This is a genomic window from Rhizobium sp. J15 (assembly GCF_002531825.1).
In the GTDB taxonomy this organism is placed as follows: Bacteria; Pseudomonadota; Alphaproteobacteria; order Rhizobiales; family Rhizobiaceae; genus Rhizobium.
Genome location: NZ_NWSX01000013.1, coordinates 124,457 through 142,417, shown reverse-complemented (window position 1 = coordinate 142,417; position 17,961 = coordinate 124,457). Strand labels below are relative to the sequence as shown.

General features: G+C 61.6%; 16 protein-coding genes. 6 read left to right on the top strand and 10 right to left on the bottom strand.

Translation table 11 applies throughout. From position 1 onward, the window contains the following. Window positions 1-194: 194 nt before the first annotated feature. The gene (locus tag CO670_RS14325) at window positions 195-1,298 is read right to left on the bottom strand and encodes a branched-chain amino acid ABC transporter substrate-binding protein (protein ID WP_097590830.1); all 1,104 of its coding nucleotides are present in this window, start codon (window positions 1,296-1,298) and stop codon (window positions 195-197) included. A 464-nt stretch (window positions 1,299-1,762) separates the two neighbouring features. Between CO670_RS14325 and CO670_RS14320 the strand changes: the two genes are divergently transcribed. After that, window positions 1,763-2,677 (top strand): HD-GYP domain-containing protein, encoded by a 915-nt coding sequence (locus tag CO670_RS14320; RefSeq protein ID WP_097590829.1) that lies wholly within the window; start codon window positions 1,763-1,765, stop codon window positions 2,675-2,677. An 81-nt stretch (window positions 2,678-2,758) separates the two neighbouring features. On the opposite strand, the gene CO670_RS14315 is transcribed toward CO670_RS14320, so the two are convergent. The 6 genes from CO670_RS14315 to CO670_RS14290 all read right to left on the bottom strand — a co-directional run bounded on the left by CO670_RS14315 (window position 2,759) and on the right by CO670_RS14290 (window position 8,663). After that, the gene (locus CO670_RS14315) at window positions 2,759-4,084 is read right to left on the bottom strand and encodes an aspartate aminotransferase family protein (RefSeq protein WP_088690046.1); all 1,326 of its coding nucleotides are present in this window, start codon (window positions 4,082-4,084) and stop codon (window positions 2,759-2,761) included. A 435-nt stretch (window positions 4,085-4,519) separates the two neighbouring features. Then, complete coding sequence (locus CO670_RS14310; RefSeq protein WP_088673021.1) at window positions 4,520-4,837, bottom strand: metalloregulator ArsR/SmtB family transcription factor; 318 nt, start codon at window positions 4,835-4,837, stop codon at window positions 4,520-4,522. Between the two features lie 118 nt (window positions 4,838-4,955). Continuing rightward, on the bottom strand, window positions 4,956-5,705 hold the full coding sequence (locus CO670_RS14305) for a pyridoxamine 5'-phosphate oxidase family protein (protein WP_097590828.1): 750 nt from the start codon (window positions 5,703-5,705) through the stop codon (window positions 4,956-4,958). Between the two features lie 31 nt (window positions 5,706-5,736). Then, the gene (gene choV, locus CO670_RS14300; RefSeq protein WP_097590827.1) at window positions 5,737-6,789 is read right to left on the bottom strand and encodes a choline ABC transporter ATP-binding protein; all 1,053 of its coding nucleotides are present in this window, start codon (window positions 6,787-6,789) and stop codon (window positions 5,737-5,739) included. Beyond that, the gene (choW, locus tag CO670_RS14295) at window positions 6,786-7,631 is read right to left on the bottom strand and encodes a choline ABC transporter permease subunit (RefSeq protein ID WP_088673024.1); all 846 of its coding nucleotides are present in this window, start codon (window positions 7,629-7,631) and stop codon (window positions 6,786-6,788) included. The genes choV and choW overlap by 4 nt, the downstream gene beginning before the upstream one ends. A 75-nt stretch (window positions 7,632-7,706) precedes the next feature. After that, entirely contained in the window at window positions 7,707-8,663 is a 957-nt protein-coding gene (locus CO670_RS14290; RefSeq protein ID WP_097590826.1) for a choline ABC transporter substrate-binding protein, read from the bottom strand. 234 nt (window positions 8,664-8,897) lie between these two features. On the opposite strand from CO670_RS14290, the gene CO670_RS14285 reads away from it, so the two are divergent. The 3 genes from CO670_RS14285 to CO670_RS14275 all read left to right on the top strand — a co-directional run bounded on the left by CO670_RS14285 (window position 8,898) and on the right by CO670_RS14275 (window position 11,963). After that, window positions 8,898-9,500, top strand: a complete 603-nt coding sequence (locus CO670_RS14285) for a thymidine kinase (protein ID WP_097590825.1) — start codon at window positions 8,898-8,900, stop codon at window positions 9,498-9,500. Window positions 9,501-9,568: 68 nt separating this feature from the next. Further along, window positions 9,569-10,642 (top strand): hypothetical protein, encoded by a 1,074-nt coding sequence (locus CO670_RS14280; RefSeq protein ID WP_097590824.1) that lies wholly within the window; start codon window positions 9,569-9,571, stop codon window positions 10,640-10,642. A 190-nt stretch (window positions 10,643-10,832) separates the two neighbouring features. Further along, window positions 10,833-11,963, top strand: coding sequence for a DUF2333 family protein (locus CO670_RS14275; RefSeq protein ID WP_097590823.1), 1,131 nt, complete (start codon window positions 10,833-10,835; stop codon window positions 11,961-11,963). A 6-nt stretch (window positions 11,964-11,969) separates the two neighbouring features. On the opposite strand, the gene CO670_RS14270 is transcribed toward CO670_RS14275, so the two are convergent. Continuing rightward, window positions 11,970-12,431 (bottom strand): PAS domain-containing protein, encoded by a 462-nt coding sequence (locus CO670_RS14270; protein WP_097590822.1) that lies wholly within the window; start codon window positions 12,429-12,431, stop codon window positions 11,970-11,972. Window positions 12,432-12,478: 47 nt separating this feature from the next. Next, window positions 12,479-13,204 carry a helix-turn-helix transcriptional regulator gene (locus CO670_RS14265; protein WP_097590821.1) on the bottom strand — a complete coding sequence of 242 codons (726 nt, stop codon included), beginning with the start codon at window positions 13,202-13,204 and terminating at the stop codon, window positions 12,479-12,481. 332 nt (window positions 13,205-13,536) lie between these two features. Between CO670_RS14265 and CO670_RS14260 the strand changes: the two genes are divergently transcribed. After that, entirely contained in the window at window positions 13,537-15,225 is a 1,689-nt protein-coding gene (locus CO670_RS14260) for a hypothetical protein (RefSeq protein WP_097590820.1), read from the top strand. Window positions 15,226-15,281: 56 nt separating this feature from the next. On the opposite strand, the gene CO670_RS14255 is transcribed toward CO670_RS14260, so the two are convergent. After that, window positions 15,282-15,812 (bottom strand): TIGR00645 family protein, encoded by a 531-nt coding sequence (locus CO670_RS14255; protein WP_088673032.1) that lies wholly within the window; start codon window positions 15,810-15,812, stop codon window positions 15,282-15,284. A gap of 154 nt (window positions 15,813-15,966) precedes the next feature. Here CO670_RS14255 and CO670_RS14250 point away from each other — a divergent pair, with 154 nt between their 5' ends. Further along, window positions 15,967-17,646: a formate--tetrahydrofolate ligase gene (locus CO670_RS14250; protein WP_097590819.1), complete on the top strand. Its 1,680-nt coding sequence runs from the start codon at window positions 15,967-15,969 to the stop codon at window positions 17,644-17,646. Window positions 17,647-17,961 lie beyond the last annotated feature (315 nt).

Below are 17,961 nucleotides of genomic sequence, written 5' to 3'. Positions count from 1 at the left end.
CCAGCTTCTACGCGCGTGTCTCGGACCCGAGACCCAGTTGGACTTATCGTCAGCCGATGGTCCTTATCAAACATCCTACAGTGGAGAGCTATCTGCGGAAGGATAAGAGTCAGCTTGATTGAGGGGCACTTCATCCCCCAAAATACAACCGGGCGCCGCGAGGCGCCCGATCCTGCTTTTGCCTGCGCTGTCGATTACTCGGCTGCGACGATCTTGCCGCCTTCCCACTTGTAGAGCGAGAAGCTCTGCGAGGTCAGGTCGCCGGTTTCGCCGTAGGTGAGCTTGCCGATGGCGGTCGGGATTTCCATGCCGCCCTTCAGCGCGGCTGCGACGGCTTCCGCATCCTCGGCGCTGCCTGCCTTCTCGATGCCGGCCTTCAGCACTTCGACGGCGGCATAGGCGTTCAGCGTGAAGGCCTCGGCCGGAATGTTCTTGGCGGCGAGCGCATCGGCAGCCGTCTTGGAGTCGGGGCTCTTGGTGGCGTCGGACGCGTTGGTGAACAGCGTGCCTGCTGCGGCATCGGTGCCGATCGCCCAGAATTCGGTGTTGGAGAGGCCGTCGCCGCCGATGATCATCGCGTTGGCGGCGAGGTCATGCAGCTGGCGGGCGAGCAGGCCGCCTTCCGGGTGATAGCCGCCGAAATAGACGATATCGACCTTTTCGGACTTGATGCGGGTGGTGAGCGCGCTGAAGTCCTTGTCGCCGGGCGTGATCGCGTCATTGACGACTTCGGTGACGCCGCCGGCATTCAGCGTCGCCTTGAAGGCATCGGCGAGGCCCTTGCCGTAAGCGCCCTTGTCGTTGACGATGGCGATGCGCTTGTCCTTGAAGTTCTGCAGCACGTATTTGGCGGCGACTTCGGCCTGCTGGTCGTCGCGGCCGCAGGTGCGCAGCACGTTGGTCAGGCCGCGCTTGGTGAGGTCGGGCGCGGTGGCCGTCGGGGTGACCATCAGCACGCCGTTCTCAGCCAGAACGTCCGAAACCGGGATCGCAACGCCCGATGTTACCGGGCCGACGACAAAGCGGATGCCGTCGCCGACAACCTTGTTGGCGGCGGAAACGCCCTGCTTCGGTTCGCCGGCATCGTCGGCCAGTTCGAGGACGACTTTCTCGCCGAGAATGCCGCCCTTCTTGTTGATCTCGTCGACGGCGGTCTGAGCGCCGTTCTTCACCTGGTCGCCATAGGCGGCGACGGGGCCGGTCAGCGGCGCGATCAGGCCGATGGTAATATCGGCATGGGCGAGCGGCGCAAAGGCAAGCGACGCGACGAGGGTCGCCGTCAATGTCTTGAGGGTCATTGTCTGTCTCCTTGGATGGGGTCGTGGACCCACGATGATGTGCCGCGCCGGCCTTTTCGATCATTCAACGGCCTTCAGGGCCGTGCCAAGGACGATCGATAGCGGTGCGATCAGCGAACCTGCCGGCCATGTTTGACTCGGGAAGGCTCATGGCAAGATTTCTAGAAATTTTGGTACGATTGCGCAAGTTCATAACAAAATAGAAGGAAAATCCGGCCGATCTGGTCCGAAAATCGCAGCCGAGGGCCATTTTTCTTCGGGATCTCGCCATTTTTTCAGATGAGGCGGCTCTGGCGAGTGCCCTCGTCAGGGCGGAAGGCCGAGCGCATGCCGCTGTCTTTATCTTTCCCATTAACCGTTAATTTGGCCGGCGGCCGTAGTATCGCGCGATAGTCAAATGCCGCAGCAATGAAAAAGAGAACCTTACAGAAAATCGCATAGACATATCGGGAATAGAGATCTGGATGCTCAAGCGTATCGACGCCAGCCAGGTGCGCATCGGAATGTTTGTGGAAGCCATCGAGGGCCTGTGGCAGGACCCTCTCTTGTCCCGGCGCAGATTTTCCCTGCGACGCGAGACCGATGCGGCAAAAATTCGCAAATGCGGCACCGCCAGTGTGGTCATCAACACCAGCAAGGGTGTCGATACCGACGGCCTGCCGGGGCGTGACACCGAGATCGACATCAAGGCCGCGCTCGAGACGGTCCATAAATCCGTGCAGATACTGGAAGAGGTTTTCGGGAAGCTGCGGAATGGCGAGGGGATCAGCGCCGATCATGTGGCGCCGGTGATTTCCTCCGTCTCCAGGTCGATGGAAGAGAATCCTTCGGTTTTCTTGAGCGTCACGCGCCTGAAATCAAAGGACGAGGTGACCTTTCTGCATTCCATCTCGGTGAGCGCGCTGATGATCCTTTTCGGCCGCCATCTCGCTCTCGACGAGGAGACGGTGCAGATGCTCGGCACCGCCGGGTTGCTGCACGATGTCGGCAAGCTCGAAATTCCGCTTGAGGTGCTCAACAAGGAAGGGCGGCTGGAGGAGGATGAGATCACGCTGATCCGGGGGCATCCGGAGAAGGGGCACGCATTCCTGTCGCGGCAGGAGGGCATGTCGGAGATCGTTCTCGACGTCTGCCTCAATCACCACGAGCGCATGGACGGCAAGGGCTATCCGCGCAGGCTGCCCGGCAGCAAGGTGAGCCTTCACACCCGCATTGCGACGATCTGCGACGTCTATGACGCCCTGACCTCCGTGCGGCCTTACAAGGCGCGGTGGAGCGCGAACGATGCGCTGAAATGGATGCTCGGCAATGAAGGCCATTTCGACCGCCGGCTGCTGAAAAAATTCGCTCTGTGCCTTTCCGTCGCCGCCGTGAGCTGAGGTTTCCCGGTTTCGGAAACAAAAGCCCGCGGGGATCTCGTCCGCCGCGGGCCATGGTGCCGGAAGCCGTTGGACGATGCTTCAGATGTTGTTCTGCAGGATGGTCCTGAGCTTGCCGAAAAGCTCGTCGATATGCTGCTTCTCGATGATCAGCGGCGGGGAAAGCGCGATGATATCGCCGGTGGTGCGGATCAGGAGGCCGCTTTCGTAGGCCTTCAGGAAAGCGGTGAAGGCGCGCTTGGTCGGCTCGCCGGCGATCGGGTCGAGTTCGATCGCGCCGATCAGGCCGGTGTTCCTGATATCGATGACGTTGGGGCAGTCCTTGAGCGAATGCAGCGCGTCGGCCCAGTAGTCGGAGAGCTCGGCGGCGCGGGTGAGCAGGCCTTCTTCCTTATAGGTGTCGAGCGTGGCGAGGGCGGCGGCAGACGCGATCGGGTTGCCGGAATAGGTATAGCCGTGGAAGAACTCGATCATGTGCTCCGGGCCGTTCATGAAGGCGTCATGGATCTCGGAGGTGACGAAGACGGCGCCCATCGGGATGACGCCGTTGGTCAGTCCCTTGGCGGCGGTGATCATGTCGGGCTTGACGTCGTAATATTGCGCGGCGAAGGGGGCGCCGAGACGGCCGAAGCCGGTGATGACCTCGTCGAAGATCAGCAGGATGCCGTGCTTGGTGCAGATCTCCCGCAGCTTCTGCAGGTAGCCCTTCGGCGGGATCAAAACGCCGGTGGAGCCGGCCACCGGCTCGACGATCACGGCGGCGACGGTGGAGGCGTCATGCAGCGTGACGATCCGCTCCAGTTCGGTGGCGATATCGCCGCCATGCTCGGGCTCGCCGCGGGTGAAGTTGTTCTTGCCGGGCTGGTGGGTGTGCGGCATGTGATCGACGCCGGTCAGAAGCGTGCCGAACATCTTGCGGTTGGTGACGATGCCGCCGACGGAGATGCCGCCGAAATTGACGCCGTGATAGCCGCGCTCGCGGCCGATCAGGCGGAAGCGCGAACCATTGCCCTTCACGCGGTGATAGGCGAGCGCCACCTTGAGCGCGGTCTCGACGGATTCGGAGCCGGAATTGGTGTAGAGAACGTGGTTCAGACCTTCCGGGGCGATATCGACCAGGCGGTTCGCCAGTTCGAAGGCCTTGGGATGGCCGAGCTGGAAGGCCGGTGCGTAATCGAGCTCGCCGGCCTGCTCGCGGATCGCCTCGGTGATCTTCGGGCGGCAGTGGCCGGCATTGACGCACCAGAGGCCCGCCGTGCCGTCCAGCACCTGACGGCCGTCATGGGTGGTGTAATACATGTCCTTGGCGCCGACGAACAAACGCGGCTCCTTCTTGAACTGGCGATTTGCCGTAAACGGCATCCAGAAGGCGCGAAGATCGTTGGGTGCGTTGAGGCGATTGGACATGCTGTTCTCCTGGCCGCTGGCGGCCCGTTCCCGGGGCTTTACGCCCATATTTTTACTGCCCGGTCAAATTATCAAGGCTTCCCCACGCGTCAACGGGAAAAGTCCCGAAAGCTGCCCGGCGACCGGCAGTCGGAGATGAGCCCTGTCATCCATCCCTAAAGCACGTCGCGATCTTTCAGATTCGCTCCTGTGCTTTAGGTCTTTGTTTTTACGCGTGTCGTTATCGCAAAACCGCGCACACTTTTGCGCGACACGCTTTAGCGAGAAAAGAGACCGCTGATCTCGGGATGACAGGCGCTGAAAAAGGCACGACCGGCAGATCGCGAGATCTGCCGGTCGTGCCGTTAAGGTTCTGGTGCTGAAATATCGTTGCCGCGCCTCCGGGAACATCCCTTACGGACACGATATCGGCCGACACTCATGTCAGCGCTATCATCAGGCTGCGGATCTATTCCTGCTCTGAACGAGGTAGATGTCTTCGAGCGTCGCCAGGATTTTCATAACGGGCTCGGAGGTGCTGGAATAATAGATGGTCTGTGCGTCGCGGCGGGTCTTGACCAGCTTCTGCGCGCGCAGTTTCGAAAGGTGCTGGGAGAGTGCCGACTGGCTGAGGCCGACCTGCGTTGCGAGCACGCCAACGGCTACTTCGCCTTTCACCAGGCTGCACAGGATCAGCAATCGCTTCGGGTTGGCCATGGCCGACAATAAAGCTGCCGCCACATTCGTGTGGTCGGCCAAATCAGAGGTTTCCATATTGTTATCTTCCTAATGCGAAACGTACGTCATCCGTGTTGGCACAGGCCACCCAGACAGAATACCGACTAGGCGGCGAAAACTAGCAATTAGGCTCGAAGATTGTATATACCTAAATTTAAGGTATCGAGTATGCTATTTTAGATATGTTTGAACAAATGTGATCGGAATCCGCAGCCAGGGTTTCGAATTCGTATCGCAGCAAAAAATCACCCGAAATCATATCGAAGCCTGCGGGATCGATACCGCAAATGCGCCAGGAGCCCGATTCTGGGGCCTTCAACCGTGTTGCAAGCGTTTCGGCTATATCGGGGTGTCGCCCTATTAAATCTTGCACTGTTTCATCAGCTTTGGCGGCAACCTCTTCATTCGCCGGCGACTGGATGACGAGATCGCGCCCCTCCAGCAGGTAGGCGCGGCCGAAGCCGCCATTGAGGCTGGCCCGTTCCGGTTTGAGACGGAAGAAGAGAAAATCCGGGAAATCGATATAGAGTTTTGCCTTGGCATGGCGGTCGAGGAAACGCGTGCGGATGCGCTCGTGGATCGCGCTGCCGCTCTCGACGGGCTCTGCCAGGCATTGGGTCGTCAGGCGGGCGTAAGCAAGCGGATCGCCCTTGCCCGGTTCGCCGGTGAGCAGCGATGCGCGCGGGTCGCTCGCGAGCGCCTTCGTGTGGGCCGACAGCCGGGAAACGAGAATGACCGGCGTGCCGTCGATATCGGTGGCGAGGAGGACGCGGCTGGCGAAGGGAAAGCCGGTCTCGGGGTCGAGAACGGCAATCGCAGCATAGCGGGCGGAGCGCAGCAGCACACGGGCGAGCTTGCGCGCCTCCTCATCGGTTTCGCGTATGGGCGAGGGCTGATCTTTCATATCCGCTTTGTGGCAAAGCGGATTGAAAACATCAAGCGTCCTCCTTGCGGCGATGGCGGGTGAGGCCGGCGACGATATCCTGGGCCGTGATGGTGCCGATAACCGTGCCGTTTTCCACGATGCCGATGCTGCCCGGCTGGCGGGCGAGCACGTCGAGGATATCGACGAGCGGGGTCGCAGCGCGGGCCGTGGCGCTGACGCTCATGCCGGCGGCCGTCTGGCCGAGGCCGGGCTGCATGACGTCGGCGGCGGTCAGCATGTTGATCGGATTGAGGTTCTGCACGAAATCGGCGACATACTGGTCGGCGGGATTCTTGACGATGTCATGCGGCGTTCCGCACTGAATGATGCGGCCGCCCTCCATGATGGCGATACGGTTGCCGATGCGGAAGGCCTCGTCGAGATCGTGGCTGACGAAGAGAATGGTCTTCTTCAGCCGCCGCTGGAACTCCAGCAATTCGTCCTGCAGGCGGGTGCGGATCAACGGGTCGAGCGCCGAGAACGGTTCGTCCATCAGCAGGATCGGTGCGCCGGTGGCAAAGGCACGGGCGAGGCCGACACGCTGCTGCATGCCGCCCGATAGTTCGTTGACCTTGCGGTCCGCCCATTTCGTCAGGTTGACGAGTTCGAGCTGCTCGCCGACGCGCTGCTTGCGTTCGGCCTCCGGCATGCCGGCGAGTTCGAGACCGAAGCCGACATTCTCGGCGACGGTGCGCCAGGGCAGGAGCGCGAACTGCTGGAACACCATGGAGACGGTGTGGGTGCGCAGGCCGCGCAGCGTTTTGGCATTGCATTTGTAGGGGTTGACGGGGCCAGTCGACGTCGAGACCGAAACATCGCCGCGCACCACGGGAGCAAGCCCGTTGACCGCGCGCAGCAGAGTCGACTTGCCGGAGCCGGAGAGGCCCATCAGCACGAGGATCTCGCCTTCCTCGATGGTCAGCGAGGCGTTGGCGACACCGAGCACGAGGCCGGTTGCGGCGCCGATCTCGTCGCGCGTTTTGCCCTGGTCGGCCATGGCGAGGGCCGTTTCCGGCCGGTCGCCGAAGATGATGCTGACATCCTTGAAGCTTACCGCGGTCATGCGCCGTCTCCTTCATCCGCCGTGCGGAACATGCGGTCGAGAATGATCGCCAGGATGACGATGCAGAGACCAGCTTCGAAGCCCTTGGCGACATTGACGGTGTTCAGTGCGCGCACCACAGGCACGCCGAGACCGTCGGCGCCGACGAGAGCCGCAATAACCACCATCGACAGCGACAGCATGATGGTCTGGGTGAGGCCCGCCATGATCTGCGGCGCGGCGAAGGGAAGCTCGACCTTGCGTAGCACCTGCATCGGCCGAGCGCCGAAGGCGACAGCCGCTTCGACGAGCGACGGCGGCGTCGAGATGATGCCGAGGCGCGTCAGCCGGATGGGGGCGGGGATCGCGAAGATGACGGTCGCGATAAGGCCCGGCACCATGCCGAGACCGAAGAGGATCAGCGCCGGGATCAGATAGACGAATGTGGGGATCGTCTGCATCAGATCGAGCGCGGGGCGCATGGCGGCATAGATCCAGGCGCGGCGGGCCGCCGCGATGCCGAGCGGAATGCCGATCACCATGCTGACGAAGGTGGAGGCGAGCACGAGGGCAAGCGTCTCCGTCGTCTCCTTCCAGTAGCCCTGGTTCATGATGAGCAGCAGCCCAAGACAGGTGAAGAGCGTGACCGCGATCGACCGGCGCAGCCAGAAGGCGATGGCCGTGATGATGGCGATGACGATCAGCGGATGGGGCGTCTGCAACACGAAGAGCAGGCCGTCGATGACGTGCGAGAGCAGCGAGGCGAGCTGGTCGAAGAACCATGCGCCGTTCGAGGTCAGCCAGTCGACGAAGGCTTTGGCCCATGAGCCGATGGGAATCTTAAAGTCGGTGATCCAATTCAAGGGGGCGCGCCTATCCAGAAAAAATCAACAATCGGACAAAATGAAACGGGGCGGCAAGCCGCCCCACTCACATCATCAAAGGCCGAGGCCGGCCTTGGCGGCCGCCAGCGCGTCGCCATTGCCGTCGCGGGACTTGACGCCAGCAAGCCAGGGCTCGAGCGCGGCGGGATTGGCCTTCAGCCATTCGGTCGCCGCCGCTTCCGGCTCCTTGCCGTCGTCGAGGATTTTGCCCATGATCTGGTTCTCCATGTCGAGGGAGAACGTCAGGTTCTTCAGCATTGCGCCGACATTCGGGCATTCGTCGAGATAACCGGCGCGGACATTGGTGTAGACCTTGGCACCGCCGAAATCAGGTCCGAAGACGTCGTCGCCGCCGGTGAGGTAGGTCAGCTTGAAGTTGGTGTTCATCGGATGGGGTTCCCAGCCGAGGAAGACGACGGGCTTGCCCGCCTTCTCGGCACGGGCGACCTGGGCGAGCATGCCCTGTTCGGAGGATTCGACGACTTCCATGTCCTTCATGCCGAAGGTGTTCTTTTCGATCAGGTCCATGACGAGGCGATTGCCGTCATTGCCCGGCTCGATGCCATAGATCTTGCCGTCGAGATCGTCCTTGTGGGCAGCGATGTCCTTGAAGTCCTTGATGCCGAGTTCCGCGCCCTTGGCGTTGGTGGCGAGTGTGTACTTGGCGCCGACGAGGTTGGGGCCGAAGGATTCGACCGACTTGTCGTCGATATAGGGGCGGACGTCCTTTTCCTGTGTCGGCATCCAGTTGCCGAGGAAGATGTCGATATCCTTGTTCTTCAACGAGGTATAGGTGACCGGCACCGAGAGAACCTTGACGTCGGTCTGATAGCCGATGCTCTTCAGGACGACGGATGCGGTGGCGGTGGTGGCGGTGATGTCAGTCCAGCCGACATCCGAGAAGCGGACGGTGGAGCAGCTGTCAGGGTCTGCGGCGAAGGCTGCGGTCGCAACGGAGAGGGCGGCGACGGCGGTTGCGGTGACGAGTTTGAATGTGCTTGTTGTTTTCATTTTAGACTCCCAGTCTTTAGGTCCCCAAGCCAATCACCAATAGCCCAGTTTGACAAGCGACCTCAGTGTGTTTGCGTCGTATCGGCGGGTGCGATTGCGACGTTTGCAGATTTTTCGCGGTCGCCGGTTTTCGCGACTGAGGGCGGCCTTTAGGCGTCGATTCCTGTGATTATTGCCGTCACGGGTCTTTTCTTTGCCGGTGCGAGCTTTCAATAACCGATCAAGGAGACATCGATGGCAAAGCTCTATTTCAACTATTCGACGATGAACGCCGGCAAATCGACCATGCTGCTGCAGGCCTCCTATAATTATCAGGAGCGCGGCATGCGCACGGTCCAGCTGATCGCGGCCTTCGACGAGCGCGCCGGCCGGGGCGTCATCGGCTCCAGGATCGGGCTGGAGTCGAGCGCCATTCCCTTCGAGCCGGACGAGGATCTGTTCCAGCTGATCATGGCGCTGAGCGGCGAAGGGGCGCCGATCTCCTGCATCTTCGTCGACGAGGCGCATTTCATGACGCCCCTCCATGTCTGGCAACTCGCCCGCATCGTCGACAGGCTCGGCATCCCCGTCATGGTCTACGGGCTCAGAACCGATTTTCAGGGCAAGCTGTTTCCGGCCTCGCAGGAGCTTCTGGCGATCGCCGACGAAATGCGCGAGGTGCGCACGATCTGCCATTGCGGGCGCAAGGCGACGATGGTGGTGCGGCTCGACGCGCAGGGCAAGGTGCTGCACGAAGGCGCGCAGATCGACGTCGGCGGCAACGAGAAATATGTCTCGCTTTGCCGCAGGCACTGGGACGACGAGATGAACGGCGCCTGGATCGCCGAGCCTGTCTGAAGCCGTCTGTTTTCTTTGGCGCGATAAGCGACTAGCTTACCGGGCAGGAGATTCCCTGGAGAGATCAGGTGCGCAAGCCCCCGCCATTCGACAGCCAGTACGAGGCCGCAGGCGGCCTTGCCGAAAAGATCGCGGCCGAGGGAGCCTATTGCGCAGGCTGCATCCGTGCCTTCAACAGCGATGAAGCCCATTCGGCCGACGAGGCCTTCCTCGAGCAGAATGCCCGCTTCCAGGCCCATATCGCCGATAGCGCCGCTCTCGATGCGCTGCTTGCCGAGTTGGTCTTTTCGCTCGACCATATGACGGCGGAGGTTTCGGCCGATCTCGACAGTTTCCGCGGATTGACGCTGCGCGAGAAAATGGCCGGCTGGACGTCGCGCCAGCGGATGTGGCGCATGTATACCGAGCGCGTGCGCGAGGCGCCTGTCATCGATCGGCTGCTCGACCTCCTGACGAAATCGGATGCGCTCGCGAGGCTGATCGCCAGCCAGCGCGCCGCGATCATCGAACTGCACAAGGCCGCCGAACACAGCCTCGTCTCGATCGTCGAGCACCGGCGCCGGCTGGTCGATTCCATCGATATCGCCCGCCTGAAAATGAAGGAGCTGAACGCCAAGGCGCTGACGACGCAGGGCCGTATCGGCGTCTACGGCAACCGGGCGCATTGGGAGCAGATGGAGGCGGAGCGGCGGGCGCTGAAGGCGGAGGCGGAGCGCATTTCCGCCGAAGAGCACGTGATGCGGGACGACAGCCAGCGGCGCGAGCGCTTCATCACGCTGTTCCAGGCCTTCGTCGATTCACTGAACGGCCGGATCGGCGCCTGCAACGTGCTGCTGCGCAAGCTGATGATCGATGTCGAGGAACGGCTGCTCATCTATCAGGCGCAGGTCGATACCGACCGGCCGGGCATGAAGGTCAGGATCAAGCCGGAATTCTTTCCCGATATCGCATCCCCCATCCGGCTGTTCGAGAAGGGCATGCTGGTCGCTCAAGATCTGGAACGGCGCAAGAGCCGCGCCGACCTCGAAGCGGCAGGAAAGTTTCCCGCTTATGCCGAGCCGTCGCCGGGAACTCCGGGAGCGCCGCTCATCGATACGGCTCGCAGGTCCTTCCGCTTCAGCCTGCCTTTCCTGCGCTCCTGAGCCGTGAAGCGCGCGATCCGCGCTGCTTTCATTCGCAAAAATCGAGCGGCTCGTGTTGTGCTCGGCCCATCGAGCGCATATGTGGATGCAACGGGGCGGCGATGTCCTACCCAAAGTGCTACGGCGTCCTTAGCGCGTCTAAAAAGACGCGCGGCGCTGTAGTGTTCGCCTCGCCTGACAGGAGACGACGATGCTTGACCGGATAGCCGGTTTTTTCAGGCTGATCGGCCAGACGGTCGGCCGCTGGGCCCGCCTCTTTTTCGCCTGGGCCTTCTGGCCCTTCCTCGCCGCGCATGGCTGGTATCAGCGCCGGAGCTGGATGATCCGCTTGCCGATCATCGCATTCGTCGCGCTCTTCGTCGTGCTATACGGCTATTTCTTCTGGCAGACGCAGGTCTGGACGAATTTCAACACCGCCTTCGTCGATCAATATCGGCTTTCCGAACGCAAGGTTCCCGCCGGGCAGGAGCTGCCGGTTGCCGAGGGGAGCGGCGCCGGCGCCGCCAAGACCTGCCAGCGCTCGGCCATCGTCGACGTCACGGCCGACCTGACCGATTTCAACGTCAACCAGAACGCATGGATTTCCTCCATGCTGCTCTACAAGATGGGCTTCTTCGGCATCGACTGGGATCATACGCCCTTCCTCGATAACAAGGCCTCCTTCCAGCGCGGCATCAACCAGGCGGTTCGCCGGACCTCGGCGGAGCTCGTCGATACGCTCGGGCGCGTGCGCGGCACGTCGGGCATCAACAACGATCTGCAGCGCGCGCGCGGCAATCTGCAATTCGACGAATACAGCTGGTATTTCGGCCTCAATCCTTTCGGGCCGAAGACGCCGACGCCGTCCTACTACCGCACGGCAATCGGAGACCTGCGCAAGTTCAACACCGATCTTGCTGCCTGCAATGCCATTTTCGACGGCCGCGCCGACAATCTGATGCAGTTCATCGACCGCATCGCCAACGATCTCGGCAGCACCTCCGACATCCTCGCCGAGCGCTCGGAACACCACAATCGCGGCTGGTTCGACACGCGTGCCGACGACCGGTTCTGGTTCGCCTACGGCCAGCTCTATGCCTATTACGCCATCCTGACCGCAGCGCAGGCGGATTTCTCGCAGGTGGTTCAGGAGCGTAATCTCGGCGCGATCTGGGGCGGCACGACGCGGCAGTTCCAGGCGGCGCTGCGCATCCAGCCGGCGATCATCTCGAACGGGCGCGAGGACGGCTGGATCATGCCGAGCCATCTCGCCACCATGGGCTTCTATATTCTCAGGGTGCGCTCGAACCTCGTCGAGATCCGGTCTGTGCTCGACCGGTAAAATGTTTCAGCGGGGCCGCGCATCGTCCTCGAAGCCGACGACGCGCAGTTTCTCGACGAATTCATAGGTGACGCCGACGATGCCGCCGCCGCTTGCATCGTCGCGGAAGCGGCCGACGCTGCGCACCAGCTTGTAGCCGCCGAGCCGGTTGTCGACGCGATAGACGAAATGGAAGCCGGTGCCGTGAAGGCTCGCCTGCTCGAAGGTTTCGGCGATCAGGCTGCGGTCCTCCGCGTGGATGCGCGACATCAGCTCGGCGAGATTGACCGGGCCGTCGCTATAGGGGAGGTCGAAGATCGTGTGCACATCCTCGCTCGCGAAGAAATGTCCCGTTTCGATGTCGATGCGCCAGAAGCCGAAAAGGCGATAGGCCGCGAGCATCTGGACGATTTCCGCGTCGGTGATGCCGATATGGGCGCGGGATTGCGCAATCTTGTCGATGACAGACTGTTCGAAGCGCAGAGGCACGTTTTCCCCCAGGTCACGGGACGACGTGCTGACTCTCTTCTGATTCCTCAGCTGATCAGCTTCAATCGGATGGCTTTTGCTACCAACTGGGTGCGGTTGACGCAATCGAGTTTTTTGATCGCGTTGGTCATGTAGGCGTTCACCGTATGATCCGACAGCGTCAGGATCTGGCCGATCTCGATCGAGGTCTTGCCCTGCGCCGTCCAGCGGACAACCTCCAGTTCGCGCGCCGACAGCGCGTTGTGCGCGCTTTCTTCGTTGCGCCTGACGGCATTATACGCATCGAGGGCGTGAAGCGTGATCATCGCCAGCTCGTTGACCTCGCTCTGGCTGAGGGCCGCACGCTCGCCGCAGAACCAGAAGACCAGGCGCTGGCCGTCGGCGGCGATGGCCGGCATGGCAAAGCCGGCCGGTATGGCATGGCGCAGCATCAGGGCGCGCAGCTCGGCCGGAAAGGCCTGGCCATTGACCGCATCGTTCAGGTGCCAGGCCTGCGGCGCGGCCGACTCCCGCAGCCGCAGGCCGAAAGGGCAGCCGCGCATCATATGCGTGCGGTCGAAATCCCTGACATAGCCGGCAGGAAGCGAACTCTCGATCAGCAGGGGTTTCAGGAGCAGGTCTTCCGGCGAGGGGGCGTGCATCACCGTCGCATTCGAGAGCCCGAAGGCTGCCGATATTCTGCCGAGCGCCTGTGCAAACAGACCGCGCGTTCGCGCCGCCGCAAGTTCCGCCGAAAGCATTGACTGTCTTTCAGAGGTAGTCATGTAAGACATTTAAACGCCCCCAGCCAGCCTAATGTTACCGCTATCAAATACAGAAACGCGGCCGGATGCTAGTCCCAATTGCCTTTGCAGAAGGCGATTAATTCAAATTGTGAAAAATTAGTCACAACTGCGCCCGTCTCGGTTGAGCTGCCGCTTACGTAAGTAGCGTTGTGGTATCTTTGACTTCTTCCGTGAAGGGATTGCCGCGATCCTGCCCATGCCGGCCAGGAAGAGAATCAGATGAGGGAGGGGCCGGGCGGCAAGCCATGTTGAAATCCGGCTTGCTGGAAATCGATGCAATTGCTAAGCGTATCGTCATGTATAATTGAGGCGATTTAATCGTGCGTGGTGCGAATTCTTTTTTCGTGAAGTATCTGTTTTCGCTGTTATTACTTGTTCTGTTGTTTCTGACCTTGCCGACCGGAGCCGCCTCGCTGGCTGCCGAGAAGAAGAAGTCCGCGGGGCAGCCGCCGATGCGGTTCATTCTCGTGCACCATCCTCTCTGCGTGGAAGACTGTCCGGGGTGGATATCGGCAGAGGGGCGGATAACCGCCGATACGCCGGCTCAGCTCAGGAAAATCCTGAAGAAGATCGGCGGCAGAAAACCGCCGGTGGTTTTCCGTTCCGAAGGCGGTGACGTCGATGCGGCCTATGCGATGGGCCGGATGATCCGCAAGGCGGGTCTCGAAACGGCGGTCGGCGGCACGCGGCTGAAGGGCTGCCCGGCGGACGATATGCGTTGCGATGCCGCCATCGCAAAGGATGGGACCGCGATCGGCAACACCTATTCGGACGGCGCCTACTGCTTTTCCGCCTGTCCGCTGGCGTTCGCCGGCGGTACGTCGCGCGTCGCGTCGCAATGGGCTCTCATCGGCGTCCACCAGATCACGACGGTCTATAGCCGGGTGCGTGTCTCCTACCGCATCGAATACAAGATCGTGAACGGCAAGAAGAAGGAAATCTCCCGCAAGGAAGTCGGGCGCAAGTCAGCTGGCAAGAGCAGTTCCACGAAGCTCGGCAAAAAGGCCAGCGCCGCACTGACGGCCTATTTGAAGGAAATGGGCGTCGATCAGGATCTGGTCGATCTGCTGATGAGCGCCACGCCCGACAGCATCAAGATCGTGCCGCCCGCAGAGGCAATGCGCATAGGCCTGATGACCGACATGCTGTCCTACAATGAGTGGCCGGGCATGCCGCTCTGCGCGGCGGATGCAGCCGCCGAGGCCGTCTGCCACGGCCGGCGGGACGTCGGGACGCCTTCGGTTAATGCACCGGTACTTGACAGTCCGCCCCAGAATGCGTCCGGAGCGACGAGCGAGAGCCTGCCGAAAACCGGCCCCATGGATTTCCTGCTGATGTCCGATGGCAATTGCCAGGAAGAATGCAGGCAGTGGATTTCCGCTGATGGAGACATCACGCCGGATACCCCGGCTCAGCTCGAAGCGATCTTGAAGACGCTCGGTGGAAGAAAGCTGCCGATCGTCCTTCAGTCCTTTGGTGGCGACGTGGATGCGGCTTTTGTGATGGGGCGCATGATCCGTACCGCAGGCCTGGAAACCTCCGTTGGCAGAACGCGGTTGCCGAATTGCCCGATGCAGGATCCGCGCTGCAAGGCGAGCATGGCCAAGAGCGGGCCGACCGAGGGCGAGGTTTTTGCCGGCGGCGCGTACTGCTTTTCGAGCTGCAGCTTTGTGCTGATGGGTGGAACGCCGCGGCTCGTGGGAAATTCCGCCATCGGCCTCAATCAACCTGGGAAGAGCGAGCTAACAAAGGCTGAGCGTGAGAAATTTCTCGCCTATTTCCAAGAGATGGGCGTGAGTGCCGAGGCATTCGACACGATGATGATCACGCCACCCAGCGGCAGAGGCGATCTTCTTGATTCCCAAGCGATGGCGCTCGGTATCATCAACGGCGTTATCCCTTATGAGGAAGAGCCCGGCTTGCATGTCTGTGGACCGCAGGCGAAGGAAAGTCTCCAATGCCCCAGGAATCAAAAGGCTGAAATCGCTCCTACCGCCCTGGCGAACTGATATCGGACTGCGAAAGTGCTCTCGCCACCCGCCTGAAGCCGTCTTCGTGCGGCTCGTCAGTCCTTATCCTTCAGATCATTTTTCGACGTGACACTCATCAGCTTCTCGAGGAAGCCGAGCATGACGGCGGAGGCGACGAAGGCGAGGTGCATCAGCGTCAGCCACATGATCTTGCCATCCTCGTATTTGTCGGCATTGAGGAAGACCTGCAGCAGGTGAATGGAGGAGATGGCAACGATCGAGGAGGCGACCTTGATCTTGAGGCTGCCTGAATCGAGCTTGCCGAGGAAGGAGACCTCGTTGTCGGCGCCGTCGGCCTCGTCGAAGCGGCTGACGAAATTCTCGTAGCCCGAAATCATCACCATGACGATCAGGCTTGCGACGAGGGCCGCATCGATCAGGCTCAGCATGGCAAGGATCATCTGGGCTTCGTCGAGCATGAAGACGCCGGCGGCGATCTTCAGAAGCTTGTAGCCGAAGGACACGGCATAGACGGCGAGCGCCAGCACCAGGCCCAGATAAAAGGCGACGAGGATCCAGCGGCTCGACAGGATGATACGCTCGACGAAGATTTCCAGTGCTTTCATGACTTCACCTTGAGATGCCGCGGCCGTTGACCGCACATAAACATCCAGCGTGGCGGCCGCAAGGCGAGCGCTATTCACACCCCGCCGATATTTCGCTATCCGATAGGGAGAAAAAGCGCCTCCGCTCTCGCGCAGGCCGGGACGGGGAGCATCCATGCCATCGATCAAATCCGATATCGAAATCGCCCGCGCCGCGGCCAAGAAGCCGATCCTCGAGATCGGCGCGAAACTCGGTATCCCGGCCGAGCAGCTCGTCCCCTATGGCCACGACAAGGCGAAGATCAGCGCCGAGTTCATCGCCGGCCAGGCGGGCAAGAAGGACGGCAAACTGATCCTCGTCACCGCGATCAATCCGACGCCGGCGGGCGAGGGCAAGACGACGACGACCGTCGGCCTCGGCGACGGGCTGAACCGGATCGGCAGGAAGGCGATCGTCTGCGTGCGCGAGGCTTCGCTCGGCCCCTGCTTCGGCGTCAAGGGCGGCGCGGCCGGCGGCGGTTATGCGCAGGTCGTGCCGATGGAGGACATCAACCTGCATTTCACCGGCGACTTCCATGCGATCACCTCGGCGCACAATCTGCTGGCGGCGATGATCGACAACCATATCTACTGGGGCAACGAAGAGAATATCGACATCCGCCGCATCACCTGGCGGCGGGTGATGGATATGAACGACCGGGCGCTGAGGAGCATGGTTTCCTCGCTCGGCGGCGTCGCCAACGGCTTTCCGCGCCAGGGCGGCTTCGACATCACCGTCGCGTCGGAAGTGATGGCGATCCTCTGCCTTGCCACAGACCTCAAGGATCTGGAGCGGCGGCTCGGCGACATCATCGTCGGCTATCGCTTCGACAGGACGCCGGTGCATGCGCGCGACCTGAAAGCCGACGGCGCCATGGCCGTGCTTTTGAAAGATGCGATGCAGCCGAACCTCGTGCAGACGCTGGAGAACAATCCGGCCTTCGTGCATGGCGGCCCTTTCGCCAATATCGCCCATGGCTGCAATTCGGTGACGGCGACCAAGACGGCGCTGAAGCTTGCCGATTACGTCGTGACGGAGGCGGGCTTCGGGGCCGATCTCGGCGCCGAGAAATTCTTCAACATCAAATGCCGCAAAGCCGGACTAAAGCCGGATGCGGCCGTCATCGTGGCGACCGTCAGGGCGCTGAAGATGAATGGCGGGGTGAAGAAGGAGGATCTCGGCACGGAGGATGTCGCGGCACTGAAGAAAGGCTGCGCCAATCTCGGCCGGCATGTCGCCAATGTGCGCCGCTTCGGCGTGCCCGTGGTCGTCGCGATCAATCATTTCGTTTCGGATACCGATGCCGAGATCGCGGCGGTGAAGGAATTCGTTTCGCGGCTCGGCGCCGAAGCGATCCTTTGCCAGCACTGGGCGAAAGGTTCGGCCGGCATCGAGGAACTGGCGCACAAGGTGGTGGAGCTCGCCGAATCCGGCCAGGCGAAATTCCAGCCGCTTTATGGCGACGATATTTCGCTGTTCGAGAAGATCGAGATCGTCGCCTCGAAGATCTACCATGCCGGCGAGGTGACGGCCGACAAGGCGGTGCGCGACCAGTTGCAGACATGGGAAGAGCAGGGTTACGGCAAGCTGCCGGTCTGCATGGCGAAGACGCAATATTCCTTCTCCACCGACCCGAACCTGCGCGGCGCGCCGGAGGGCCATATCGTCTCGGTGCGGGAGGTGCGGCTTTCGGCGGGCGCCGGCTTCGTCGTCGCCATTACCGGCGAAATCATGACGATGCCCGGCCTGCCGAAAACACCCTCGGCGGAGCGGATTTTCCTGAACGACCAGGGTTATATCGAGGGGTTGTTCTGATTGGGCGTGGTGAGGGGATGGGGCGCGGCCTCTCGATTCCCTCTTCTCCCCAGCGGGGAGAAGGTGCCCGTAGGGCGGATGAGGGGGCCGCGAAAACGGCGTCTCAAGAACGTCCATGCGGGCTTCGACCGTGCTGGTATCGTTTCGGCGTGTTTGGGGCGCTGGAGACGGCGTTGCCAGCGTTGTGCTGTGTAGACTATTACTGAAGGTGTTGCGTGTGGCCCCCTCATCCGACCCTTCGGGCCACCTTCTCCCCGCTGGGGAGAAGGGGTATGTCGCGCTGTCTCCGTTCCTCGCCGAATCTTGCTTGATGAC

Excerpts from the sequence above, each read along its gene's own strand:
- CO670_RS14320 (WP_097590829.1), top strand. The coding sequence starts at position 1,763 with ATGCTCAAGCGTATCGACGCCAGCCAGGTGCGCATCGGAATGTTTGTG.
- CO670_RS14255 (WP_088673032.1), bottom strand. The coding sequence starts at position 15,812 with ATGAAAGCACTGGAAATCTTCGTCGAGCGTATCATCCTGTCGAGCCGC.
- choV (WP_097590827.1), bottom strand. The coding sequence starts at position 6,789 with ATGACCGCGGTAAGCTTCAAGGATGTCAGCATCATCTTCGGCGACCGG.
- CO670_RS14265 (WP_097590821.1), bottom strand. The coding sequence starts at position 13,204 with ATGTCTTACATGACTACCTCTGAAAGACAGTCAATGCTTTCGGCGGAA.
- CO670_RS14315 (WP_088690046.1), bottom strand. The coding sequence starts at position 4,084 with ATGTCCAATCGCCTCAACGCACCCAACGATCTTCGCGCCTTCTGGATG.
- CO670_RS14285 (WP_097590825.1), top strand. The coding sequence starts at position 8,898 with ATGGCAAAGCTCTATTTCAACTATTCGACGATGAACGCCGGCAAATCG.
- CO670_RS14250 (WP_097590819.1), top strand. The coding sequence starts at position 15,967 with ATGCCATCGATCAAATCCGATATCGAAATCGCCCGCGCCGCGGCCAAG.
- CO670_RS14275 (WP_097590823.1), top strand. The coding sequence starts at position 10,833 with ATGCTTGACCGGATAGCCGGTTTTTTCAGGCTGATCGGCCAGACGGTC.
- CO670_RS14325 (WP_097590830.1), bottom strand. The coding sequence starts at position 1,298 with ATGACCCTCAAGACATTGACGGCGACCCTCGTCGCGTCGCTTGCCTTT.
- CO670_RS14305 (WP_097590828.1), bottom strand. The coding sequence starts at position 5,705 with ATGAAAGATCAGCCCTCGCCCATACGCGAAACCGATGAGGAGGCGCGC.
- CO670_RS14310 (WP_088673021.1), bottom strand. The coding sequence starts at position 4,837 with ATGGAAACCTCTGATTTGGCCGACCACACGAATGTGGCGGCAGCTTTA.
- CO670_RS14290 (WP_097590826.1), bottom strand. The coding sequence starts at position 8,663 with ATGAAAACAACAAGCACATTCAAACTCGTCACCGCAACCGCCGTCGCC.